Raw genomic sequence first — 21,528 nt, forward strand, 5'->3', positions numbered from 1 at the left:
CAACTGGCTGTATCGATGACTCTCGATGCAAGCTTGCGTCTTGGATTGAAGTTCGTCAACATAGAGGAATGTCGAAACAAGAGCTTGTGGTGCTCGGCCAGGACGCCGCCGAGGGCTGCTGCCCCGGCCTCCTGACCGAGCCGCTGGGCGAGGAGCAGGCGGTCGAGCTGGCCAAGGTGTTCAAGGCCCTGGGCGACCCGGTGCGGCTCCGGCTGCTGTCGATGATCGCCTCGCGCGAGGGCGGCGAGATCTGCGTCTGCGACCTCACCCCGGCCTTCGACCTCTCCCAGCCGACGATCTCCCACCACCTCAAGCTGCTGCGCCAGGCCGGTCTCATCGACTGCGAACGGCGCGGCACCTGGGTCTACTACTGGCTGCTGCCACAGACGACCGACAAGCTCGCCGGAATCCTGACCCGCCCCGGACGGGCCGCCGCCGCGCTCGCCGCGGAGGAGTCCTCGTGAGCGACGCCACCACGGCCGCCCCGGTGGCGGGGCGGCTGTCCTTCGTGGACCGCTACCTGGCGGTGTGGATCCTGGCCGCGATGGCCGCCGGCCTGGGCCTGGGCCGCCTCGTCCCCGGCCTCGGCGACGCACTGGCCAGGGTCACCGTCACCGGGGTCTCGCTGCCGATCGCGCTCGGCCTGCTCGTGATGATGTACCCGGTCCTTGCCAAGGTCCGCTACGACCGGCTCGACACCGTCACCCGCGACCGCCGCCTGCTCATCCCGTCCCTGGTGCTGAACTGGGTCCTCGGCCCGGCGCTGATGTTCGCCCTCGCCTGGATCTTCCTGCCGGACCTGCCCGAGTACCGCACCGGCCTGATCGTCGTCGGCCTCGCCCGCTGCATCGCCATGGTGATCATCTGGAACGACCTCGCCTGCGGCGACCGCGAGGCCGCCGCCGTCCTGGTCGCCCTCAACTCCGTGTTCCAGGTACTCGCGTTCAGCCTGCTCGGCTGGTTCTACCTGTCGGTGCTCCCGGGCCTGCTCGGCCTCGAACAGACCGCCCTGGACGTATCGGTGTGGGAGATCGCCCGCAGCGTCCTGATCTTCCTCGGTATCCCGCTGGCCGCCGGATTCCTGACCCGCCGCCTCGGCGAGAAGGCCAAGGGCCGCACCTGGTACGAGTCCCGACTCGTCCCGCGCATCGGTCCGTTCGCCCTGTACGGGCTGCTGTTCACCATCGTCGTGCTCTTCGCCCTCCAGGGTGACGCCATCACCTCCCAGCCCCTCGACGTCGCCCGGATCGCGCTGCCGCTGCTGGTGTACTTCGCCGTGATGTGGGCCGGATCCATGGCCCTGGGCAAGGCGGTCGGCCTCGATCACCCGAAGGCGACGACGCTGGCGTTCACCGCCGCGGGCAACAACTTCGAGCTGGCCATCGCGGTCGCCATCGCCACGTTCGGAGCCACCAGTGGCCAGGCCCTCGCCGGAGTGGTCGGCCCGCTCATCGAGGTCCCCGCCCTCATCGGCCTCGTGTACGTGGCACTCGCCGCCCGCCGCTACTTCCCCAACTCCCTTGCCCCAGCGGCCTCACGCGCCACCCCTGCCCCGGAACCGGAAGGCTCCGCCCATGTCTGACACCGCCAACACCACCAAGCCCTCGGTCCTGTTCGTCTGCGTCCACAACGCCGGGCGCTCCCAGATGGCCGCCGGATTCCTCACCCACCTCGCAGGCGACCGCGTCGAGGTCCGCTCCGCCGGGTCCCTGCCCGCCGACGAGGTCAACCCGGCGGCGGTCGAGGCCATGCGGGAAGCCGGCGTCGACATCAGCACCGCCACGCCCAAGGTCCTGACCGCCGAGGCCGTCCAGGCATCCGATTACGTCATCACGATGGGCTGCGGCGACGCCTGCCCCGTCTTCCCCGGCACGACGTATCTCGACTGGCGGCTCGACGACCCCGCGGGTCAGGGCATCGGCGCCGTCCGCCCCATCCGAGACGAGATCAGGCGGCGGGTCGAAGCCCTGATCTCCGAGATCGCGCCTCGATAGCGCCGACGCGACAACGGGCCGGGCCCGGTGCTGAGAGATCAGCACCGGGCCCGGCCCGTGGATCCGAGATCGGCGGCGAGTCGCCTCTGCCGCCAGGCGAGTTACGCGGAGTGGCCGCCGTCGACCACCAGCTCCGCGCCCGTGATGTACCCGGCCTCCTCGCCCGCCAGGTAGGCGACGAGGGACGCCACCTCGTCCGCCGAGCCGAAGCGGCCGAGCGCTGTCGCCGCCTTCTGCGGCTCCGCGTACGGGCCGTCGGCCGGGTTCATGTCGGTGTCGACCGCGCCGGGGTGGACCAGGTTCACGGTGATGCCGCGTCCGCCGAGTTCACGGGCCAGGGCCTTCGTCATGCCCGTCAGCGCCGACTTGCTCAGCGAGTACAGCGAACCGCCGGGTCCGCCCGCGTACTTGGCGAGCGCGCTGCCGGTGGAGATGATCCGGCCGCCGTCCGCGAGGCGCCCGGCCGCGGCCTGCGAGGCCAGGAATACCGCGCGCACGTTGACGTCGAGCACCCGGTCCACGTCGGCGAGCGTCAGGCTGTCGACGGGGCCGAGCACGCCGATGCCCGCGTTGTTCACCAGGATGTCCAGGCGGCCGAGGTCGTCGGCGGCGCGTTCCACGGCGCCTGCCGGGTCCCCGGCGTCCGCCGCGTCGGCCCGGATCGCCAGGGCGCGGCGCCCCATCGACTCGACCTTCGCGACGACCTCGCGGGCGGCGTCCTCGCCGTTGACGTAGGTGATCGCCACGTCGGCGCCCTCCTGGGCCAGGCGCAGCGCGATCGCCCTGCCCATGCCGCGGCTGCCACCGGTGACGAGTGCGACCTTGCCGTTCATGTCTTCTCCCTGAGTAGCTGAGTAGCTGAGTAGCTCTGCTGTGTTGCTCTCTTGTCGTTGCGAGTTCAAGTACAGCCGCGGAGCGACAGCGGTGCTGGCGGGAAACGGACGCCGAGATCGCGATGAGTTCCGGGCGCGGGCGGAGTCGGCACTACGTCAGGTCACTCCGCCCGTGAACAGGGAAAAGAACAAGAAACGAGGCACGCACCATGAAGCTCACCCTCATCACGCAGCTCACCCTCGACGGCGTCTACCAGGGCCTCGGCGGCCGCGACGAGGACAACAGGGGCGGCTTCGCCCACGGCGGCTGGTCGGTGCCGTACGGGGACGAGGAGTTCCTCTCCTTCGTGCACGAGCTCGTCGGGCGCCTGGACGGCCTGCTGCTCGGCCGCCGTACGTACGAGATCTTCGCCGGGTACTGGCCCAAGGTCAGCGGCGACCCGGTCTCCGACCGCTTCAACTCCCGCCCCAAGTACGTCGCTTCGACCACCCTCGCCACCCCCTCGTGGGACGGCACGAGCGTCATCGGCCGCGAGGACCTCGCCAAGGACGTCGCCGCGCTCAAGGAGCAGCCCGGCCGCGAACTCCAGATCCACGGCAGCGGCGAGGTCGCCCGCCACCTCCTCGCCCACGACCTGGTCGACACGCTGCACGTCGTGACCTTCCCGGTCGTCCTCGGCAGCGGCCTGCGCCTGTTCGGGGAGGGCGGCCTGCCCACCGCGTTCCGGACCACCGCGTCCCGGCTGACGTCCTCGGGCGTGGTCATCACGTCGTACGAGAGCGCGGGCCGTCCCACGTACGGGAACTACGGGCTCGACGCGTGAGGGCGTGAGGGTGTGAGGGCGTGAGGGAACGGCTCGGGGGCGGCCCGCCCTGTGAGACGGCTCTGGCCGGGGGTGATCACGTCCCGCTACGGTGATCGCTCCCCGTGCGAGCCGCCGAAGTCTCCACACCGCACGACCGGTTGGAGACCCCCTCGTGTCGACGCTCGCCGCACCCGGTGCCTCCGGTGCCTTCGCGCCCCGCCGTGCCTGGCTCGCCGATCTGCCGGTGCTCCTGGTCGCCGTGGCCTGGGGCGGCAGCTATCTCGCCGCCAAGGGGGTCACCACCGCGCACACCGTCATCGCCGTCCTGATCCTGCGCTTCGGGCTGATCCTGCCCGTGCTGCTCGCGGCGGGGTGGCGGGGGCTGCGGGGCCTGAGTGCTGCGCAGTGGCGCGGGGCGGGGCTGCTCGGGCTGATCCTGAGCGGGATCTTCCTCCTGGAGACGTACGGGGTGGTGCACACGTCCGCGACCAACGCGGGCCTCATCATCAGCCTCACCATGATCTTCACGCCCCTCGCGGAGGCGGCGGTGCGCAGGGAGCGCCCGTCGCGGGCGTTCCTGGCGGCGGCCGGGCTCTCGGTCGCCGGGGTGGTGCTCCTGACCCAGGGCGCGGGCTTCACCAGGCCGTCCTCGGGCGACCTGCTGATCCTCCTGGCCGCGCTCGCGCGCACGGTGCACGTGCTGGCGATGGCGCGGCTGCGCAGTGTGCGGGGCGCCGACGCGCTGTCCCTCACCACGGTCCAACTCGGCGCCGCCGTCGTGGTGTTCGGGCTGCTCTCGGTCGGCGGGACCGGTGCGTCGCCGTGGTCGGCGGCGGCGGACTTCGGGCCGGGGGAGTGGGCGGGCCTGGCCTTCCTCGCGGTCTTCTGCACCCTCTTCGCGTTCTTCGTGCAGATGTGGGCGGTGCGCAGGACGTCCCCGTCCCGGGTGAGTCTGCTGCTGGGCACGGAACCGCTGTGGGCGGCGGTGGTGGGCATCGCGCTCGGCGGTGAACGGCTGGGTGTGGTCGGGGTGTTGGGCGGAGTGCTGGTGTTGGCGGGGACGGCGTGGGGGCGGCGGTTCAGCCCGGCCGGTGACTGAGGGCCGGGGCCGGGGCAGGCGCGCAAGTGGGGCCGGGCCCGGCTCGGCCGGGGGCAGGGCGGGCCGGGCTCACTGGTAGCCCGTGCATGCCTTCTTCCCCTTGGAGGTCGGAGTGTTCCCCTTGGTGGACACGCAGGCCGTGACGTCTTCCGTGGCGGGGACCATCGGGGTGTGCAGCGCGTCGACGGCGTGGGCGGGTACGGGGTCGTGGGGCGGATCCGTGTGCTGGGCCCCGTCGATCGTGCCCCACACCCGCTGACTCGCTCTGGACTGCCCCCTCTTCTCCAGGAAGAACGTCACCGTCGCCTCCCCGGAGGTGAGCACGGCCCACTCCGTGGCGCACGCCCGGGAGCGATACACCCGGGCCGTGCCGACCCCGTCCAACTGGGCGGGTCCGCCTACGGGCTTGGAGTCCTTGCCGCAGCCCTGTGCGTAGGGGTCGGCGCTGACCGGCCTGACCGGGTCCCTCTGCTCGGTGGCCACCGCCTTCGCGTCGCCACCACTCCCGCCGGTGCCGCCGCCGCCCTGGGAGGCGATCGTGATCACGGCGACCAAGACGCTGGCTGCGGCCGTGATCAAGGCGACCACCACAGTCGGATCGGACCGGCGCCGGGGCGCCGCCGCACCGGAGGTCTCCCGATCGTCGGCGGGGGCGGTCCGGCCGCCGGACGGGGCCGCGCCGTCGGACGGGGCCCCGTCGTCGGACGAAGGCGAGGGCGTCGTGGTCAACGGTGGGCTCCCCATGGCGTGGTGGTGCGTGGCGTGTCGGGGGGAGCCACTCTGCCGGGACGGGTACGCGCCTGCGGTGCTTTCCTGCCCGTGCCCCCCGAATTGACGGCAGGCACGTGCACCTTTGACGCCTGCCGCACCCGGCGGCGGAGAGGCGCCTTTCGGGCACGGCCGAAACACCTGGTCCATGGAGTGCGGGGCGCCCTAGCGTCCGGAGTGCGGCCCCTCGTACCCAGAGGTCGGCCCGGCACCGGCTCGCCGACCGAGCGCGTCGGGGCACAGCAACACAACTGAGAGCAGGGGGAGTTCCACATGCGTACCAAGCACAAGTTCGTCGGTGCGGCCGCCGCTGCGGGATTGCTGACCGCGGGCCTCACGGTCGGTGCGGCGGATGCCCAGACGCTGGGCGACCGCGGCACTGGCAGCGGAACCAGCGTCGGCGCCCGCACCGGGACCAGCACCGGCACCACGTTCGTCCTGCCCGACACCGTCCCGGCCGAGGCCGAGTCCGCGACCGCGGCGGCTTCCGCGCCGAAGGTCTCCCCGTCCGCTCCGTACGTGTACGTGCCCCAGGGGCAGGCCACCACGTGCAAGAAGGGGAACTTCTGTGCCGCCGCGTGGGACAGCGGCAAGGGCAAGTGGAAGGTGTACAAGCTCTACAAGTGCCACACGTACTCGCTGTCGCACTGGAAGGGCAGGGGCGCCTACTACAACAAGCAGACCGGCAGCCGGGCCACCGCCAAGTTCTACGGCAAGTCCGGGAACACGCTGAAGAGCATTCCTGTCGGCGGCCACAAGTACCCGTACAACTGGAACCCGGTCTGGAAGATCCGTAACTGCCACTGATCTAACGGGTGTTCGCCCCGTCGGCGCCACGGTCCGCCGCCCTGAGCGCGGTATGCAGCACCACGGCCGCCAACGTCCCCGCCACCACCCCGCTCCCGAGCACCGTCCGCACCCACCCGGGAAGCTCCGCGTACAGGCCGGGCGAGACCACCGGGAGCAGGCCCGCCGCCAGGGCGAGCGCGGCGACCAGCGAGTTCGGGCCGTCCGTGAGCCCGGCTCGCGCCAGCATCTCCACGCCCATGACGGCGATCACCGCGTAGACCACGAGGGCCGAGCCGCCGACCACGGCCGGGGGCAGCCCCGCCACCAGGCGGGAGAGCGGTGAGAGCAGTCCGAGGGCCACCAGCAGGGCGCCCGCGGCCGCCGTGACGTAGCGGCTGCGTACGCCGGTGAGGCGGATGATGCCGATGTTCTCCGCGCTGGTCACCATCAGGGACGTGCCGAAGAAGCCGCCGACGACGGAGGTGAGGGCGTCCGCGCGGGCCACGCGCGGCACATCGCGGCCGGGCTCCGGCGCACGGCCCACGGTCTCGCTGTTGAGGACGGTCTGGCCGGTGATCTCGGCCAGCGTGGTGAGGGAGAAGAGGAGCAGGGGAAGGGCGGCCAGCAGGTCGAACTGCGGTGCCCCGTAAGGGAGTAGGTGAGGGAGTGCGTAGCCGGAGCCCGCCGCCGGGGAGAACTCGCCGAGGCCCGTCACCGCGGCGATCGCTGTGCCCGCGGCGAGCCCGACGAGCACCGAGGACTGCCGCCACACCCCGCGCAGCAACTGGTACGCGAGGACGGTCACGGCGACCGTCAGGCCGGCGAGGGCCACCGCGCTCGGGGCGGCCGATCCGTCGGGGCCCGTGATGAGCTGCGCCGCCACCCGGATCATCGAGACGCCGATCAGCAGCACGGTCACGCCCATCACCAGCGGCGGGAAGAGCCGTACGACCCGGGCGTACAGCGGCACCACGGCCAGCAGCAGGGCGGCGGCCAGGAGCACGGAGCCGGTGGCGACGGCCGGGCCGTGGTCGTGGGCGACCTGCAGGAACAGCGCGGCGGCCGCCCCGCCGGGCAGCATCACGAAGGGGAGCCGGGCCCCGAACTTCCACACCCCGAGGGACTGGAGGAGCGACCCGGCGCCGCTCAGGACGAGGACCGTGCTGAGCAGCGCGGCCGTCCGGGACGGCGGCAGCCGCAGGGCGCCCGCCGTCAGGAAGACCGTGGAGACGGGTGCCGCGACCATGGCGAGGACGTGCTGGAGGGCGAGCGGAGCCAGACTGCGCAGCGGCACGCGCTCGTCGGCCGTGGCCGTGGCCTTCTTGGCCGTGGAGGTCATGACTGCGCCTCCAGCCATGGCAGTTGGGACGCCTCGTAACGGTAGGCGCGGAAGACGGCGTTGGGCTCGGCCGGGAAGAGCCTCTTGACCTCCGCCTCCTCGTAGCCGCCGAAGTGCGGCACCACGTACTCCCAGCACAGATAGCCCTCGGCGGTGACCTCGAAGATGCGGCCCGCGGGGGAGTCGGTGACGAGGGTGTTGCCGCCCGGCAGGCGCTGCGCCGAGCCCATGAAGGGCGCGAAGAACGACTCGCGGGCCGGGTCGTGGTACTCCCACACGACCGCACCGGTGGCCCGTTCGATCTCGATGACGCGGGAGTACGGGACGTCGTGCCCCGGCCGGAACACCCCGTTGTCGAAGACGAGGAAGCGCCCGCCGTCGAGCTCGGTGGGGTGGTGCTGCTGGGAGACGACGCCCGGCTCGGTGCGCCACAGCACCTCACCCGTGGCGCGGCTGATGACGACGACGGCGGAGACGCTGCGCAGGCTGGCGAGGATGTTGCCGTCGGCGAGCGGGGTCACGCTGTTGATGAGCGGCCAGTGCTCGCGGGCGTAGTCCGGGTGGAGTGGGAAGTCCGCCCGGTCCAGGTGCTCGGCGGCCCGCCACGACCACCGCACGGCCCCGTCCGCGTCGACCTCCTGAATGGTGTCCGCCCACACGGTCCCGCCCCCGGCCTCCGACCCGGCCACCCCGCCCCGTACGGCGGCGGCGTCCTGCCCCCGCAGCGGCTCGATCCCCGTGTAGAGGATGCCGCCGTTCTCCAAGTGGTGTGCGTCGTGGTGCTGGAGGGGGTCGCGGTACTCGGCGAGCACGGTGCCGTCCGGGGCGGCCCGCAGCATCACGCCGCCCCGGTACTTGTGCCACATCGGGAAGAGCGCGGGTTCGTCCGGCAGGACCCCGTTGTAGGCGAGGGTCCCGTCGGAGAGGAGGCGGGCGTGGCGACCGGGCCGGTACGGGAAGTGCCAGGTGTGCACGGTGGTGCCGTGCAGGTCCACCAGGTACACGGTGCCGTCGCCGGTGAGCGGGGCGAAGAGGGTGTAGCCGGGGGAGGCGGTGGCGGGGTCGAGGGCGATGAGGCCGGTGCCCCGGCGGCGGCGCTGGTTCTGGTCGACTGTGGACACAGAGGTCCCCTTCATCGAGTGTGTGCGTCAAAGTTTCTTTGATTTCCTCAAACTCCTTAGAAGCTAGGGGGCTTGTATGTCAGCGGTGTGACGGGCGTACGAAGCCGTGTCCGGCGGGTGCATAGGGTGGGGCCGGGGAGGGAGATGTGCCGATGCCCGACAGTGACGCCAGGCCCGTCGGCGAAGACGCGCCCGGCAAGGACGAACCGCCGCAGCCGCGCCTCGGCGCCGCCGTGCGCAGACGCCGCCGCGCCCTCGACCTCACCCTCGCGGCGGTCGCCGAACGCAGTGGTCTGTCGGCCCCGTTCCTCAGCCAGATCGAGAACGAGCGGGCCCGGCCCAGCATGCGCTCCCTGCAGCGCCTGGCCGACGCCCTGAACACCACGGCGGTCGAGATACTCGCCGCCGCCGACGCCACCGACCGCACGGTCGACGTCGTCCGCGCCGCGGACCACGCGGGCCTGACGCCCGGCGCCGGAGTGCGCCCGCTGGTGCGCGGCCGCCACCAGATGCACGCCCTGGAGTTCACCGGCGAACGGGACGCGGACCGCGAATTCCTGCACCCCAACGACGAGTTGATGTACGTGGCGGACGGCGCGGCCGAGGTCGAGGCGGAGGGGCGCGCCTACCGGCTCGACCGGGGCGACACGCTCTATCTCGTGGGCGGGGTGCGCCACCGCTGGCGGGCCACGGCGCCCGGCACCAGGGTCCTCGTGGTCGCCGTGTCGGACCATGTCGCGATCACCGGCAACGTGAGGTGACTCCCCGTCCCTCCCCGCAACACGGCTCACCCGCCCATCTCCGGTAGCGCTGGTTAACTCCCGGAAAATTCCTCCGACTTGGGCGTCCTTGACGTTGACATGGCAACCTCTACGCGCGTCACACTGGACCCATGCGAATCCCCCCACGAATAGCCGCTGTCACCGCACTCGCCGCCGCCCTGCTGATCGGCGGCCCGACCCTGACCGCCACCGCGAGCCCGGCCCAGGCCCCCACCACGGCCGCGCAGTCGATCACCGTCAAGGCGGTCGGCGACATCTGCTACTCCAAGCTGCCGTCCCAGGCGCACGACACGCTCGACCTGATCGAGAAGGGCGGCCCGTACCCGTATCCGCAGGACGGCACCGTCTTCTCGAACCGCGAGGGCGTCCTGCCGCAGCAGAGCTCGGGCTACTACCACGAGTACACGGTCAAGACCCCCGGCTCGCCCGACCGCGGCGCGCGCCGCATCGTCACGGGTGAGAAGAGCCAAGAGGACTACTACACCGCCGACCACTACGAGTCGTTCGACCTCGTCGACCGCGGCTGCTGAGCCCCCACAAGGCGCCAGGGTGAGTCCCGACAAGGCGCCAGGGCTCATGAGTTGACGTTCTCGGCGGCCGCGAACAAGGCGAAAGCGAGCACGACCAGGGCGATGCCCGCGTACAGCTCGTAGCCGTCGAGGAAGCCGAGGCGTTGCACGACGCCCCAGTCGTCCAGCCAGGCCCAGTCGACGAACCTGTGCACCAGGGCGGCCACGCCCTGGATGAGCAGGAGCGCACCGATTCCCTCAAGCAGTTTCTTCATGCCCCGAGCCTCGCCCGGCGCCCTTCCCCACGCATCGGCCGCCGGGCGAGGATCGGGGCCGGACCGTGCGCCGAAAGTCTCGGGGTGCGCGACTTTGGTCGATGATCAAGGCCGGGAGCCCCCTCACCGGCGTGACGCTGCGTAGATTTGTCGACCATGGGTGGAAACACGCCGGAGCGCGTCCCGGCGGCCAGGAAACAGTGGCTCGCGGCCGGCAACCGGTGGCTGCTGCCGTCGGCCGTCGCCGACGAGCTCGACCCGGACCGCGCGGCCGGGCGCACCGGCCGCGCCAAGCGGACCCTGCGGGACTGGATCGTCGACTTCACCCTGTTCCTCGGGGCCGTCGTCATCGGCATGCTCAACGCGGACGAGGTCGGCCGGGACCCGACCATCTCCCAGACGCTCGCCGACTGGGACCAGGTCACCGGAGCCCTCGCCTGTGCCGCCGTCTGGCTGCGCCGCCGCTGGCCGGTCGGCCTGACCGTGGCGATGATCCTCGTCAGCCTCGTCTCCAACACCGCGGGCGGCGCCGCCCTCGTCGCCTTCTTCACGCTCGCCGTGCACCGCCCGTTCCGCTACTCGGCGTGGCTCGGCGGCATCTCCATCGCGCTCATGCCGCTGTTCTTCTGGCTGCGGCCCGACCCGGAACTGCCCTATGCCGCCTCGCTGATCCTCACCGCCATGCTCACGGTCGGGGTGATCGGCTGGGGCCTCTTCGTCCGCTCCCGGCGCCAGCTCCTGATCGCGCTGCGCGACCGCGCCCAGCGCGCCGAGAACGAGGCCGCGCTCCGCGCCGAGCAGGCCCAGCGCCTGGCCCGCGAGGCCATCGCGCGCGAGATGCACGACGTGCTCGCCCACCGCCTCACCCTGCTCAGCGTGCACGCGGGTGCCCTGGAGTTCCGGCCGGACGCGCCACAGGCCGAGATCGTCCGGGCGGCGGGCGTGATCCGGGAGAGCGCGCACGAGGCCCTCCAGGATCTGCGTCAGGTCATCGGCGTCCTGCGCGGCGGCGGGGGCCTGGAGGCGGAGGACGGGGCGGACGGGCAGGGCGGGCCGGAGTCCTCGGGGCGGCCGCAGCCGACGCTCGCCGCCCTGGACGCGCTGGTCGCCGAGTCCCGGGACGCGGGCATGACGGTCGTCCTCGACAACCGCGTGGCCGACCCCAAGGACGTCCCCGCCGCCCTCGGCCGCACCGCCTACCGCATCGCGCAGGAGGCCCTGACCAACGCGCGCAAGCACGCGCCCGGCGCCGAGGTCACCGTCCGCGTCACGGGTGCCCCGGGCGAGGGACTGACCGTCTGCGTCCGCAATCCCGCGCCCCCCGGCGACGTGCCGGAGGTGCCCGGCTCGGGCCAGGGCCTCATCGGGCTCACCGAGCGGGCCATGCTCGCGGGCGGCCGACTGGAGCACGGGCCGGGACGGAACGGTGGATTCCAGGTCGATGCGTGGCTGCCGTGGGGGCCCTGATCGCGCACCGCGGGCGGCGGATACGATCGGCCGCCACACGGGGGAGAGTGATGAGGACATGCCGCATCGGCTGACAGGCGTACGACCGTGGATACGCGGCCGGACACGCACCCGGAGCGGGGCCGCCGTCACCGCGGCGGTGGTGCTCCTCGCGGGTGCCGCACTCGGCACCTGGGCCACCGACACCTGGCCCTTCGGCGCCAAGGACCGCTACTGCTGGGGCGCCTGGGAGCAGGACAGCGGGCCGGACCTCCTGGGCGAGGAGGGCTTCGAGGGGGATGACGGGCGCAGCCGTACGACGGAGGAGTCCGCGCCGACCCCGAAGCGGCCGGAAGGCCGGTGCACCCTCACGCTGCAGTCGAGCAGGACGGCCTACGACGGCGATACCAGCCGACAGCGCACCACGGTCAAGGTCACCTACGGGACGGCGCCCCGGGGCGCCGCGCAGCGCCTGGAGTGGATCACCGGTTACCTCGGCGACCGCGCGATGCCCCTGCCCGACGGGCTGCCGGGCGCCGTCGACGGCACCCACGGGATGCTCGTGCTGCCGAAGCGGTGCGACGGCGAGGGCGGCCGGCCCACGGCGGTCACCCTGGACGCCACGAACGACAGCGGCGACAGCTACACGGGCGGCTCCGTGCACCTGGGCGGCGCCGACGCGGCGGCCGCGCTGCTGGTGTCCGTCGCCAACAAGGGGATGGAGAAGGCCGGTTGCGCCGCGGGGAAGCCCCTGCGCACCCCCTCCGCCCTGCCCTCGCTCGCGGAGGACGAGGAAGACTTCTTCTCGGCGGGCGACGCCGCCTGCCGCATCAAGGGCATGAACCTCACCGGCGACTTCGACAAGGCGACATCGATGCGCCTGGAGTACCAGGTCGGCGCCGTCACCCGCGACGTGCAGTCCTGCTCGGCGCGGATCGGCCGCTCCGTGACGCGACGAACGCCCGAGGAGCGGATCTTCGACGCCCTGATGGTCCGCGACCCACGGCTCGCCACGCTCCTCGACGGGACGACGGGCCACAAGGCGCTCGCGCGCGGCTGGCGCGGCACGGGCGTCAGCGACCACGACTACGAGATCGCACGGGCCGACTGCGCGGGGCGCCCGACGACGTTCCTGCTCCTCGGCGGCGGAGCCGACTCCACGCGCTACCTCGCCGCCTTCACCAACTCCGTCACGCAGCGCCTGGGTTGCGCGCCTGTGGCACCCGAGGGGGCTGACCGATGACCGCTACCGAGGAGACGAGCTCTGAGGCCCTTGAGCCGCCGCGCCGCCCCTGGTGGCACTGGCGCAGCCTGACGCGCGGCCGGCTCCGCCCCGCGATCGGCGCCGCCGTCGCCGGGGCGCTGCTCGGCGGGCTCGGGGTGGCCTGGCAGGCGGACGCGGGCCCCTTCGCGTCGGACCGCTCCTGCTGGGGCGCGCTCAGCGAGGACGACGTGGCGGACCTCTTCGAGGGCAAGCGAGACATCAAGACCTCCGAGATCCCGGTGAGTTCGGACTCGATCGGGGCGTCCGGCCCCTCCGGGGAATGCGTCCTCAAGTCCCCGCGCGGCCGCCGCGTCACCGCCCGGGTGCACGAGCTCGACGCCCGGTTCGGCGGTGCGAGCGACCAGTGGGCCGACGCGTATCTGTCCGCGCGCATGACGCCGCTCGGCGACGGGCTGCTCGGCATGGTCTCGGACACGCGCGCGTGGCTCGCGGTCCCCGAGGGCTGCGTGGGCAAGCCGGGCCGGGGCGACGGCCCCCTGGTCGTGGACATGGAGACGGGCTGGACGGTCTACGACGAGGAAGTCGACACCGGCGCCCGCGCCCGCCTGGCCCGGACCCTCGTGAAACTCGTCAACGGCTATATGGCGGACCGCGGTTGCTCGGCCACGGCCAAGGACCCGTCCGCGGGCCTCCCCGCCCCACCGCGCTTCGAGGACGAGAAGGCGGACGCGATCTGCGGCATCAAGGGCCTGCGCATGAGCGACGGCCGTGAGGCGGACCGCTACGACCGCCCGCTGGTGACGCGCGGCCGCGGCCGCGGCCCGGTGCGCACCTGCGACCGGGACGTGCTCTTCGACCACCCGCAGCTGCGCCTCATGACGGTCGAGGACCCCCGCCTCTCCGCCCTCTACAAGCGCCTCTCCTACACCGGCGGCACCCGCGTGCGCGGCGCCCACGACGGCGAGGGCTCCGGTTTCGTCCGCCCCGACCTCGGCCTCTTCCAGGCGACGTGCCCGACGGGCGAGGTCACCTTCCTCGTCCGTACGGACGACGGCGACAAGCAGGCGGACGTCCGCGCGCTGCTTCCCCGCTACGTGGCGGCGGAGGCGGACCGCATAGGCTGCGGTCCCCTACGGATCAAGCTCCCCGCATGAGCGTTCCTCTGGTGCTTCCTCTAGTGCTTCCTCTAGTGCTTCCTCTAGTGCTTCCTCTGATGCATTCGCTGAGCCATGAGCTGACACGTTCCTCTCCCGCCCCCTCGCTACGGTGGACCCCATGAACCGACCCATCAGGCTGCTCCTCGTCGACGACGACCCGCTGGTCCGCAAGGGCCTCGCGCTCATGCTGGGCGGCGCGGACGACATCGAGATCGTCGGTGAGGCGGGCGACGGATCCGAAGTCGCGGCCCTCGTCGGCGAGGTGCGACCCGACGTCGTCCTGATGGACATCCGCATGCCCCGGATGGACGGCCTGGCCGCGACGGAGGCGCTGCGCCGCCGCCCGGACGCCCCCGAGGTCATCGTCCTGACCACGTTCCACGCGGACGAACAGGTGCTGCGCGCACTCCGCGCGGGCGCGGCCGGGTTCGTCCTCAAGGACACCGCCCCCGCCGAGATCGTCGCGGCGGTGCGCGCGGTCGCGGCGGGCGAGCCGGTCCTGTCCCCGACGGTGACCCAGCAGCTCATCACCCGCGTCACCGGCACCGACCCCCAACAGGACCGCAAACAGCGGGCGTTGGACCGGCTGGCAACCCTCGCCGACCGCGAACGCGCGGTGGCCGTGGCCGTCGCCCGCGGCGGCTCCAACGCGGACATCGCGTCGGAGCTGTACCTGAGCGTGGCCACGGTGAAGGCCCACGTGTCCCGCATCCTGACGAAGCTGGACCTCAACAACCGGGTGCAGATCGCGTTGTTGGCGCATGACGCGGGGTTGCTGGACGAGGCGGACAGTGCGGGTGGGGCGGGCGGGGCCGGTTAGCGGGTCGGAGCGCCTCGCGGGCCGTGCGGGCTGAACGCCGGCGTGCCGACGCCGCTCGCCGTCATCCCTCCCCGGGTGGACGCACGGAGAACGGGAACTACCACCCCCGACAAGCTCGTTGATCCGTCATGACGCAGACCGTCGACCTCGCCACGTACGGCCCCCGCTTCACCGCCGACCCTCACCCCGTCTACGCGGAGCTGCGCGAGCGCGGCCCCGTTCACCACGTACGTCTGCCGGGGAGGGCCGACGGGACCGGGGGAGTGCTGCCGGGGCAGGAGGTCTGGCTGGTCGTCGGATACGAGGAGGGGCGGGCCGCGCTCGCCGACCCGAGACTGACCAAGTCGCCGACCAGTGTCGGAGCGACGTTCCTGGACGAAGAGGTCATCGGCCCCTACCTCCTGAGTACGGACGCGCCCCGGCACACGCGGCTGCGCAAGCTCGTGGCCCGCGAGTTCACGGGGCGTCGCGCCGAGGCGCTGCGGCCCCGCGTGCAGCAGATCACCGACGACCTCCTCGACGCGATGCTCCCGCTCGGCCGCGCCGACCTCGTCGAGTCCCTCGCCTTCCCGCTGCCGATGACGGTCATCTGCGAACTCCTCGGCGTCCCCGACATCGACCGGACGGCCTTCCGGAAGCTGTCGAACGAGGCCGTGGCACCCACGAGCGACGCGGCGGAGCGCGAGGCAATCGTCGAACTCGCCGGATATCTGGACGACTTGATCGCGGACAAATTGATCGCGGACAAACTGATCGCGGACAAGCGGTCGGCACAGCCCCGCGACGACCTGCTCGGAGCGCTGATCCGCACCCGCACGGAGGACGGCGACCGCCTGTCCGCCGAGGAGCTGCGCGCGATGGCGTACCTGCTCCTGATCGCCGGACACGAGACGACGGTCAACCTCATCTCCAACGCGGTCCGCGCCCTGCTCGCCCACCCGTCCCAACTGGCCGAACTGCGCACAGACCCGACTCTCCTGGACGGCGCCATCGAGGAGACCCTGCGCTACGAGGGCCCGGTGGAGAACGCCACGTTCCGCTTCACCACCAGCCCCACCGAGCTCGGCGGCACGCTCATCCCGGCGTACGAGGCGGTGGTGATCGGCCTCGCCGCCGCCGACCGCGACCCCGGCCGCTTCCCCGAACCCGATCGCTTCGACATCCACCGCACCCCCCAGGGCCACGTCGCCTTCGGCCACGGCATGCACTACTGCCTGGGCGCCCCCCTGGCCCGCATCGAGGCCCAGGCAGCTCTCGCCTCACTGCTGGACCGCTGCCCCGGCCTCGCCGCGGACGGTCCGTCGGACGACTGGCTGCCGGGCATGCTGATCAGGGGGGTGCGGCGGCTGCCGGTGCGCTGGTGAGCCCTGGCGGAAGGAAGCGGCCGCTAGAGGGCTAGAGGCACCCTTCGGGCAAGCGGGCTCCGGCGGCACACAAGTGCTTGAGGGCCGCGGCGAAGGAATGGCAGTCGAAGAGGGCCGAATGCTCCTGCCCGGAGGCGGGTTTGGGCAGGCCGAGTACCTCCCACAGGCGGCCCACGTTGACCGTCGCCGTCGTCGGTGCCAGGGCATTCAGCCAGGGCCGGATGTTCACGAAGGCGGCGTCCAGGTAGCTGCTCTTGAGGTCTTCGCCGCGTGCTCGGACCCAGCCCACGTTCTCGCCGAGAACCACCATGTCATTGCCGTACGAGAGCACGGTCTGGCCCTCGCAGAACTCCAGGAAGTCCCCCAGGGCCTGGGCCGGAGCGACCCCTTCCCGGTCGACCGACTCCTGGTCGATGCCGGTGAGTTCGGTGAAGTAGGCGGACAGTCGAGGATTCACCACGGGGCGGATCAGCGCTTCGAACTCCTCCACGACAGTGAAGTCCTCGGTCAGCCGCAAGGCCCCGATCTGCACGATCTCGCGCAGTTGCCCCTGCTCGCCCCAGTCCTGCTCAAGTGCTCCGGGCCACGACGTGAATTCCAGGTCGAACACGACGAAGGTAGACATCTCGGCATCCTCTCAGTCACAGCCGGGGCGTGAGCAGTTCCAGCGCCTCCTCCCAGCGGAAGGGCCCCGCCGCGCCCACCGCCTGCGGCTCGGGCGGCTCGTAGGAGCCGAACAGGACGCCCATCTCGCGCAGCCGCTCCAGGCTCTGCCGGTACGCGGGGTGGGCGGCCTGTGCGGAGTTGAGGCAGGGGAGGGCGGCGATGGAGGTCCCGACGCCGTACGCCTCGCACAGGATGCCCAGGGCGAGGGTGTCGGAGATCCCGGCGGCCCACTTGTTGATGGTGTTGAACGTGGCCGGGGCGACCGCGATGGCGTCGGCGGGCGGCAGCGGCCGGGGGTCGCCGGGTGCGCGCCAGGCCGAGCGGATCGGGAAGCCGGTCTGCGACTCGATCGCCTGGACGTCGATGAAGCCGAGCCCCTGCGGGGTGGCGACCACGCCCACGTCCCAGTTCGCCTCCTGGGCCGCGGTGATCAGCTTCCCGACGTCGCCGGCGACACCGGACGCGCACACGATGACGTACAGGAAGGGCTTGGCGGTCTGGGGGTCGGGTTGATCACTCACGCGGGGTCTCCCGGCTGTCCGGCTGCTGCGATGGGGCAGTTGAGGGGTGGTGGGGGCAGCGTACGGCGGACAGGGGACGGGTCGTACGGGCGCCGGACGTGATCGACAGTGACGCCCCGTGCTGACAGGCTGGCGTGGTGCGGATACCCAGACGAGCAGCCCGCGTCGCGGTCCTGGACCCGGCCGGGGCGGTCTTCATGTTCCGGTACGACAACGAGGAAGTGGGCGTCCACTGGGCGATGCCCGGCGGAGGGGCGGACCCGGGGGAGCCGCAACTGCGCGCGGCCGAGCGCGAGTTGCGTGAGGAGACCGGGTGGACCGACATCGAGGTCGACGGCACCGTCCTGTGCCTGTGGGAACACGACTTCACCAGGGCTGGGGTGCCGGTCCGCCAGCGCGAGCACATCTTCCTCGCGCAGGGCCCACGCCGCGATCCGGTCGGCGACCTCGCCGCCGCACATGCCGCGGACGGAATCCTTCGGTGGCGCTGGTGGACGCCGGACGAACTGGCCGGTGGGCACGAGCCGTTGTGGCCGCCGCAGCTGCCGGAACTGCTCGCCGGCGTGCGGGAGGGCGAGGAGGGCCGGGAGGGCGGTGCAGCGGCGACTGTGCCTGTCGACCTCGGTTACGTCCGGAACGGGTCTACGCGACGAGCCTGACCCGGGCGTGGAGTAGTGGAGCAGTGAGTGGAGTAGTGGAGTAGCGGAGTAGTGGTCCCGGACTTTCGCGGCCGGTGGCCCTGCAGCCGGTCAAGGACATGCTTGGATCCGGACATGGAGGCAGACGGTAACGCCGACGGACCACGCCGCGACACCGCTTGCGCGCTGACCGCGCCCACGCCCGCGCCCTAGCCTCCGGAGATCTCCGCCATCCGCACCACCCTCCGCTCCGCCCGCGACAGCTCGCACGCCTCCGCGATCCGTAGCGCGTGCAGTGCCTCGCGGCCGTCGCAGGGGTTGGCGCGCACGCCGCGCACGACGTCCACGAAGGCGGCCAACTCCGCCTCGTACGCGGGGGCGAAGCGTTCGAGGAAGCCCGGCCAGGGCTTGTCGGGGGCGGGTGCGCCCTCCGGCTCGGTGGAGGTGAGGGGCGTGCGGGTGTCGAGGCCGACCGCCAACTGGTCGCTCTCGCCCGCGAGTTCCATGCGTACGTCGTAGCCCGCGCCGTTGCACCGGGTCGCCGTCGCGGTGGCGAGGGTGCCGTCGTCCAGGGTGAGGACGGCCGCCGCCGTGTCGACGTCGCCCGCCGCGCGGAACATCGCAGGTCCCGCGTCCGAGCCCGTCGCGTACACCTCCGTCACCTCGCGCCCCGTCACCCATCGCAGGATGTCGAAGTCGTGGACCAGGCAGTCGCGGTAGAGACCGCCGGAGAGGGGGAGGTAGGCGGCGGGCGGCGGGGCCGGGTCGGACGTCACGGCCCGGACCGTGTGGAGCCGGCCGAGCCGCCCGGCCCGTACGGCGTCCCGTGCCGCCGCGTACCCCGCGTCGAAGCGCCGCTGGAAGCCGAGCTGGAGGACCGTGCCCGCGGCTTCCACCTCGTGGAGCGCCGCCAGCGTGCCCGGCAGGTCGAGCGCGATGGGCTTCTCGCAGAACACGGGCAGCCCGGCGCGCGCGGCCCGGCCGATGAGCTCGGCATGCGCGGACGTGGCCGCCGTGACGACGACGGCGTCCATGCCCGTGGAGGCGGTGAAGAGGTCGTCGACGGAGGCTGCGGAGGTGACAGAGGCCCCGGCGGACTCCGAGCCCGCGGAGCTGACGGGGCCCTCGGCGGCCTCCGAGGCAGCGGCACCCGTCGCCGGTCCGCCGAGCCCTTCCGCCAGCTCCACCGCCCGCGCAGCATCCGCGTCCGCCACGACCAGGCTCTCCACCTCCGGATGCCCGGCGAGGACCCTCGCATGGAATGTGCCGATCCGTCCCGTTCCGATCAGTCCGATGCGCATGAGTCCACCCTCGCCAGGGCCCTCGCGTCCTGTCAATCCTTTGTCCGGACAACAGAACTTCCGAACTTCCCGTCATCATCTCCTGGGGCTACGCTCGCTCCGTGCCCAAATCAGCCGCGCGACCCGTCGTGGACCCCACCGCCGCCCTCCAGCTCGGCGTCGACCGCACCAGCCCGGTCCCGCTCTACTTCCAGCTCGCGCAGCAGCTGGAAGCGGCGATCGAGCGCGGTGCGCTGACCCCGGGCAGCCTGCTCGGGAACGAGATCGAGCTGGCCGGGCGGCTCGGTCTGTCCCGGCCCACCGTCCGGCAGGCCATCCAGTCCCTCGTCGACAAGGGCCTCCTCGTGCGCCGCCGGGGCGTCGGCACCCAGGTCGTGCACAGCCAGGTCAAACGCCCGCTGGAGCTCAGCAGCCTGTACGACGACCTGGAGGCGGCGGGCCAGCGCCCCCAGACCCGGGTCCTGCACAACGCGGTCGAGCCCGCGGGGCCCGAGGCCGCCGCCGCCCTCGGCGTCGCGGAGGGCAGCGACGTGCACGTGGTGGAGCGGCTGCGGCTCGCGCACGGCGAGCCCATGGCGTATCTGCGCAATCAGATTCCGGCGGGCCTCATGGCCCTGGAGACCGAGCGCCTCGAGGCCACGGGCCTGTACCGGCTCATGCGCGCCGCGGGCATCACCCTGCACAGCGCCCGCCAGTCCGTCGGTGCCCGTGCCGCCACCGCCGAGGAGGGCGAGCGCCTCGGTGAACCGGAGGGCGCCCCGCTGCTCACCATGACCCGCACGACCTTCGACGACACCGGCCGCGCCGTCGAGTTCGGCTCCCACACGTACCGGGCCTCGCGCTACTCCTTCGAGTTCCAGCTCCTCGTACGGCCGTAGGGATCTGGAGCCCTACGGCAGAGATCTGGAGCCCTACAGCGGCCCGGGGTCCTCCTCGGCGTGCAGGATCCGGAAGCGGTCCGGTTCCGCCGGGTCCCGGTCGACGACCTGAATCGGCGTCCGGTCCCACTGCCACAGGCCGATGCCCGGCGTACGGGAGAACTGGATCTTCCCGCGCGTGCCCTCGACCACGACGCCGGGCCAGGAGACGGCCGTGCGCGCCCGGTCCGCCCCGCCCGAACGCAGCGCGTCCGCGAGGACGAGCGCCGTGTCGTAGCCCTCGAAGGCGACGAAGGAGGGCGCCTGGGCCAGTCGCCCGCGCAGCGTCGCCTCGACGCGTGCGCCCAGTGGGCTGAGGGCTTCGGGCAGGTAGCGCAGGAACGGGATCCCCGCGCCGTCGGCGCCCAGCGACGTCGCCCACTCGGCGAACTCCGGCTGCCCGGCCGGGGCGCCGATCAAGATCTCGCCCAGGCGCCGGTCGCCGCGCACGGACCGGACGATCGGCACGGCCGGGTCCGGGTGGCCGGCCAGGAGGAGAAGGGCGGTTGCGCCGCTGTCGGCGAGGGCGTCGCACACCGACGTGACCGACGTGACCGACGTGACCGCCGTGGGCGAGGGCGTGCCCGCTTCGAGTTCGATCTCGATGACGGTGCCGCCGTGTCGGGTGACGTGGTCGCGGAGGATACGGGTCCCCGAAGCCCAGTAGATGCTCGGCTGCGCCGCCACGGCTATGCGGCGGTGGCCCGCCCCGAGGAGGAAGTCCGCGTAGATCCGCCAGCCGCGGGACTGCGGTGGGGCGAGGCGCGCGACCCGGTCCGTCGGCTGGTCGGTGAGCGCGTCGAGCACCGCTGACGAGCACAGGAACGGCAGGCCGAGCGCGTCGGCCCGGACGGCGGCGGCGCGCGCGACGACGCTGTGATACTCCCCGGCGAGGGCGACCACGCCCAGACCGGCCAGTTCGTCGACGGCCGCCGCGGCCCGTTGTGGATCGGCTGCGGTGTCCCTGACCAGCAACTCCAGCGGCCGTCCGTCGATACCGCCGCTGTCATTGACGTCGCGCACGCCCAACTCGAGCCCGGCGAGCAGGTGTTGGCCCGCCTCGGTCCAGCCGGGACGGGTCAGCGGAACGAGGGCGCCGATCTGATGGGTGATCATGGCGGCCATTCCATCCATCGGTTGCGTCGCCGGGCAACCCCT

The 21,528-nt window shown here is 72.4% G+C and carries 24 protein-coding genes; 15 read left to right on the plus strand and 9 right to left on the minus strand.

Annotated elements, in window-relative coordinates:
* Positions 1 to 68: 68 nt before the first annotated feature.
* From ACQB60_RS29120 to ACQB60_RS29130, 3 genes are read left to right on the plus strand one after another with little or no spacing between them, the layout of a single operon-like run.
* The gene (locus tag ACQB60_RS29120) at positions 69 to 464 is read left to right on the plus strand and encodes an ArsR/SmtB family transcription factor (protein ID WP_496929064.1); all 396 of its coding nucleotides are present in this window, start codon (positions 69 to 71) and stop codon (positions 462 to 464) included.
* On the plus strand, positions 461 to 1,582 hold the full coding sequence (gene arsB, locus ACQB60_RS29125; protein ID WP_496929065.1) for an ACR3 family arsenite efflux transporter: 1,122 nt from the start codon (positions 461 to 463) through the stop codon (positions 1,580 to 1,582). The genes ACQB60_RS29120 and arsB overlap by 4 nt, the downstream gene beginning before the upstream one ends.
* A complete protein-coding gene (locus tag ACQB60_RS29130; RefSeq protein ID WP_496929066.1) occupies positions 1,575 to 1,994 on the plus strand; it encodes an arsenate reductase ArsC in 420 nt (139 codons plus the stop codon). Before arsB ends, ACQB60_RS29130 begins: the two co-directional genes overlap by 8 nt.
* Positions 1,995 to 2,095: 101 nt before the next feature.
* On the opposite strand, the gene ACQB60_RS29135 is transcribed toward ACQB60_RS29130, so the two are convergent.
* A complete protein-coding gene (locus ACQB60_RS29135; protein ID WP_496929067.1) occupies positions 2,096 to 2,827 on the minus strand; it encodes an SDR family NAD(P)-dependent oxidoreductase in 732 nt (243 codons plus the stop codon).
* Positions 2,828 to 3,036: 209 nt separating this feature from the next.
* Here ACQB60_RS29135 and ACQB60_RS29140 point away from each other — a divergent pair, with 209 nt between their 5' ends.
* Both ACQB60_RS29140 and ACQB60_RS29145 read left to right on the plus strand, forming a co-directional pair.
* Complete coding sequence (locus ACQB60_RS29140) at positions 3,037 to 3,651, plus strand: dihydrofolate reductase family protein (protein ID WP_496929068.1); 615 nt, start codon at positions 3,037 to 3,039, stop codon at positions 3,649 to 3,651.
* A 154-nt stretch (positions 3,652 to 3,805) separates the two neighbouring features.
* Positions 3,806 to 4,732 carry a DMT family transporter gene (locus ACQB60_RS29145; protein ID WP_496929069.1) on the plus strand — a complete coding sequence of 309 codons (927 nt, stop codon included), beginning with the start codon at positions 3,806 to 3,808 and terminating at the stop codon, positions 4,730 to 4,732.
* A 69-nt stretch (positions 4,733 to 4,801) separates the two neighbouring features.
* On the opposite strand, the gene ACQB60_RS29150 is transcribed toward ACQB60_RS29145, so the two are convergent.
* Entirely contained in the window at positions 4,802 to 5,461 is a 660-nt protein-coding gene (locus ACQB60_RS29150; protein ID WP_496929070.1) for a hypothetical protein, read from the minus strand.
* Positions 5,462 to 5,773: 312 nt separating this feature from the next.
* Between ACQB60_RS29150 and ACQB60_RS29155 the strand changes: the two genes are divergently transcribed.
* A complete protein-coding gene (locus tag ACQB60_RS29155; RefSeq protein WP_496929071.1) occupies positions 5,774 to 6,307 on the plus strand; it encodes a hypothetical protein in 534 nt (177 codons plus the stop codon).
* 1 nt (position 6,308) lies between these two features.
* On the opposite strand, the gene ACQB60_RS29160 is transcribed toward ACQB60_RS29155, so the two are convergent.
* Both ACQB60_RS29160 and ACQB60_RS29165 read right to left on the minus strand, forming a co-directional pair.
* Complete coding sequence (locus ACQB60_RS29160; RefSeq protein ID WP_496929072.1) at positions 6,309 to 7,628, minus strand: uracil-xanthine permease family protein; 1,320 nt, start codon at positions 7,626 to 7,628, stop codon at positions 6,309 to 6,311.
* Complete coding sequence (locus ACQB60_RS29165) at positions 7,625 to 8,749, minus strand: aryl-sulfate sulfotransferase (RefSeq protein WP_496929073.1); 1,125 nt, start codon at positions 8,747 to 8,749, stop codon at positions 7,625 to 7,627. The genes ACQB60_RS29160 and ACQB60_RS29165 overlap by 4 nt, the downstream gene beginning before the upstream one ends.
* A gap of 152 nt (positions 8,750 to 8,901) precedes the next feature.
* On the opposite strand from ACQB60_RS29165, the gene ACQB60_RS29170 reads away from it, so the two are divergent.
* Both ACQB60_RS29170 and ACQB60_RS29175 read left to right on the plus strand, forming a co-directional pair.
* On the plus strand, positions 8,902 to 9,510 hold the full coding sequence (locus ACQB60_RS29170; RefSeq protein ID WP_496929074.1) for a helix-turn-helix domain-containing protein: 609 nt from the start codon (positions 8,902 to 8,904) through the stop codon (positions 9,508 to 9,510).
* A gap of 131 nt (positions 9,511 to 9,641) precedes the next feature.
* Positions 9,642 to 10,061: a guanyl-specific ribonuclease gene (locus ACQB60_RS29175; protein ID WP_496929075.1), complete on the plus strand. Its 420-nt coding sequence runs from the start codon at positions 9,642 to 9,644 to the stop codon at positions 10,059 to 10,061.
* A gap of 44 nt (positions 10,062 to 10,105) precedes the next feature.
* Here ACQB60_RS29175 and ACQB60_RS29180 read toward each other — a convergent pair whose 3' ends face one another.
* The gene (locus ACQB60_RS29180; protein ID WP_496929076.1) at positions 10,106 to 10,315 is read right to left on the minus strand and encodes a hypothetical protein; all 210 of its coding nucleotides are present in this window, start codon (positions 10,313 to 10,315) and stop codon (positions 10,106 to 10,108) included.
* A 156-nt stretch (positions 10,316 to 10,471) separates the two neighbouring features.
* On the opposite strand from ACQB60_RS29180, the gene ACQB60_RS29185 reads away from it, so the two are divergent.
* The 5 genes from ACQB60_RS29185 (at position 10,472) to ACQB60_RS29205 (ending at position 16,327) form a co-directional block, all read left to right on the plus strand.
* Positions 10,472 to 11,782 (plus strand): sensor histidine kinase, encoded by a 1,311-nt coding sequence (locus ACQB60_RS29185; protein ID WP_496929077.1) that lies wholly within the window; start codon positions 10,472 to 10,474, stop codon positions 11,780 to 11,782.
* 58 nt (positions 11,783 to 11,840) lie between these two features.
* Positions 11,841 to 13,004 carry a hypothetical protein gene (locus tag ACQB60_RS29190; protein WP_496929078.1) on the plus strand — a complete coding sequence of 388 codons (1,164 nt, stop codon included), beginning with the start codon at positions 11,841 to 11,843 and terminating at the stop codon, positions 13,002 to 13,004.
* Complete coding sequence (locus ACQB60_RS29195) at positions 13,001 to 14,140, plus strand: hypothetical protein (protein ID WP_496929079.1); 1,140 nt, start codon at positions 13,001 to 13,003, stop codon at positions 14,138 to 14,140. Before ACQB60_RS29190 ends, ACQB60_RS29195 begins: the two co-directional genes overlap by 4 nt.
* A gap of 121 nt (positions 14,141 to 14,261) precedes the next feature.
* Entirely contained in the window at positions 14,262 to 14,963 is a 702-nt protein-coding gene (locus ACQB60_RS29200; RefSeq protein WP_496929080.1) for a response regulator, read from the plus strand.
* Positions 14,964 to 15,091: 128 nt separating this feature from the next.
* On the plus strand, positions 15,092 to 16,327 hold the full coding sequence (locus tag ACQB60_RS29205) for a cytochrome P450 family protein (protein WP_496929081.1): 1,236 nt from the start codon (positions 15,092 to 15,094) through the stop codon (positions 16,325 to 16,327).
* A 31-nt stretch (positions 16,328 to 16,358) separates the two neighbouring features.
* Here the strand turns inward: ACQB60_RS29205 and ACQB60_RS29210 are convergent, their stop codons facing one another.
* Positions 16,359 to 16,952, minus strand: a complete 594-nt coding sequence (locus tag ACQB60_RS29210) for an exonuclease domain-containing protein (protein ID WP_496929082.1) — start codon at positions 16,950 to 16,952, stop codon at positions 16,359 to 16,361.
* 16 nt (positions 16,953 to 16,968) lie between these two features.
* Positions 16,969 to 17,514, minus strand: a complete 546-nt coding sequence (locus tag ACQB60_RS29215) for a flavoprotein (protein ID WP_496929083.1) — start codon at positions 17,512 to 17,514, stop codon at positions 16,969 to 16,971.
* Positions 17,515 to 17,651: 137 nt separating this feature from the next.
* On the opposite strand from ACQB60_RS29215, the gene ACQB60_RS29220 reads away from it, so the two are divergent.
* Positions 17,652 to 18,173 carry an NUDIX hydrolase gene (locus ACQB60_RS29220; protein ID WP_496929084.1) on the plus strand — a complete coding sequence of 174 codons (522 nt, stop codon included), beginning with the start codon at positions 17,652 to 17,654 and terminating at the stop codon, positions 18,171 to 18,173.
* 188 nt (positions 18,174 to 18,361) lie between these two features.
* Here ACQB60_RS29220 and ACQB60_RS29225 read toward each other — a convergent pair whose 3' ends face one another.
* The gene (locus tag ACQB60_RS29225; RefSeq protein ID WP_496929085.1) at positions 18,362 to 19,453 is read right to left on the minus strand and encodes a Gfo/Idh/MocA family protein; all 1,092 of its coding nucleotides are present in this window, start codon (positions 19,451 to 19,453) and stop codon (positions 18,362 to 18,364) included.
* Between the two features lie 128 nt (positions 19,454 to 19,581).
* On the opposite strand from ACQB60_RS29225, the gene ACQB60_RS29230 reads away from it, so the two are divergent.
* Positions 19,582 to 20,331, plus strand: a complete 750-nt coding sequence (locus tag ACQB60_RS29230; protein ID WP_496929189.1) for a GntR family transcriptional regulator — start codon at positions 19,582 to 19,584, stop codon at positions 20,329 to 20,331.
* A 33-nt stretch (positions 20,332 to 20,364) separates the two neighbouring features.
* On the opposite strand, the gene ACQB60_RS29235 is transcribed toward ACQB60_RS29230, so the two are convergent.
* The gene (locus ACQB60_RS29235) at positions 20,365 to 21,486 is read right to left on the minus strand and encodes an ABC transporter substrate-binding protein (RefSeq protein WP_496929086.1); all 1,122 of its coding nucleotides are present in this window, start codon (positions 21,484 to 21,486) and stop codon (positions 20,365 to 20,367) included.
* Between the last annotated feature and the right edge of the window lie 42 nt (positions 21,487 to 21,528).

Source organism: Streptomyces odontotermitis (assembly GCF_050510915.1).
Lineage (GTDB): Bacteria > Actinomycetota > Actinomycetes > Streptomycetales > Streptomycetaceae > Streptomyces.

What these genes read in the sequence shown, in the direction of transcription:
- ACQB60_RS29120 (WP_496929064.1), top strand. Translation starts at nt 69, where the DNA reads ATGTCGAAACAAGAGCTTGTGGTGCTCGGCCAGGACGCCGCCGAGGGC.
- ACQB60_RS29130 (WP_496929066.1), top strand. Translation starts at nt 1,575, where the DNA reads ATGTCTGACACCGCCAACACCACCAAGCCCTCGGTCCTGTTCGTCTGC.
- ACQB60_RS29135 (WP_496929067.1), bottom strand. Translation starts at nt 2,827, where the DNA reads ATGAACGGCAAGGTCGCACTCGTCACCGGTGGCAGCCGCGGCATGGGC.
- ACQB60_RS29140 (WP_496929068.1), top strand. Translation starts at nt 3,037, where the DNA reads ATGAAGCTCACCCTCATCACGCAGCTCACCCTCGACGGCGTCTACCAG.
- ACQB60_RS29155 (WP_496929071.1), top strand. Translation starts at nt 5,774, where the DNA reads ATGCGTACCAAGCACAAGTTCGTCGGTGCGGCCGCCGCTGCGGGATTG.
- ACQB60_RS29160 (WP_496929072.1), bottom strand. Translation starts at nt 7,628, where the DNA reads ATGACCTCCACGGCCAAGAAGGCCACGGCCACGGCCGACGAGCGCGTG.
- ACQB60_RS29170 (WP_496929074.1), top strand. Translation starts at nt 8,902, where the DNA reads ATGCCCGACAGTGACGCCAGGCCCGTCGGCGAAGACGCGCCCGGCAAG.
- ACQB60_RS29175 (WP_496929075.1), top strand. Translation starts at nt 9,642, where the DNA reads ATGCGAATCCCCCCACGAATAGCCGCTGTCACCGCACTCGCCGCCGCC.
- ACQB60_RS29180 (WP_496929076.1), bottom strand. Translation starts at nt 10,315, where the DNA reads ATGAAGAAACTGCTTGAGGGAATCGGTGCGCTCCTGCTCATCCAGGGC.
- ACQB60_RS29185 (WP_496929077.1), top strand. Translation starts at nt 10,472, where the DNA reads ATGGGTGGAAACACGCCGGAGCGCGTCCCGGCGGCCAGGAAACAGTGG.
- ACQB60_RS29190 (WP_496929078.1), top strand. Translation starts at nt 11,841, where the DNA reads ATGCCGCATCGGCTGACAGGCGTACGACCGTGGATACGCGGCCGGACA.
- ACQB60_RS29195 (WP_496929079.1), top strand. Translation starts at nt 13,001, where the DNA reads ATGACCGCTACCGAGGAGACGAGCTCTGAGGCCCTTGAGCCGCCGCGC.
- ACQB60_RS29200 (WP_496929080.1), top strand. Translation starts at nt 14,262, where the DNA reads ATGAACCGACCCATCAGGCTGCTCCTCGTCGACGACGACCCGCTGGTC.
- ACQB60_RS29205 (WP_496929081.1), top strand. Translation starts at nt 15,092, where the DNA reads ATGACGCAGACCGTCGACCTCGCCACGTACGGCCCCCGCTTCACCGCC.
- ACQB60_RS29210 (WP_496929082.1), bottom strand. Translation starts at nt 16,952, where the DNA reads ATGTCTACCTTCGTCGTGTTCGACCTGGAATTCACGTCGTGGCCCGGA.
- ACQB60_RS29225 (WP_496929085.1), bottom strand. Translation starts at nt 19,453, where the DNA reads ATGCGCATCGGACTGATCGGAACGGGACGGATCGGCACATTCCATGCG.
- ACQB60_RS29235 (WP_496929086.1), bottom strand. Translation starts at nt 21,486, where the DNA reads ATGATCACCCATCAGATCGGCGCCCTCGTTCCGCTGACCCGTCCCGGC.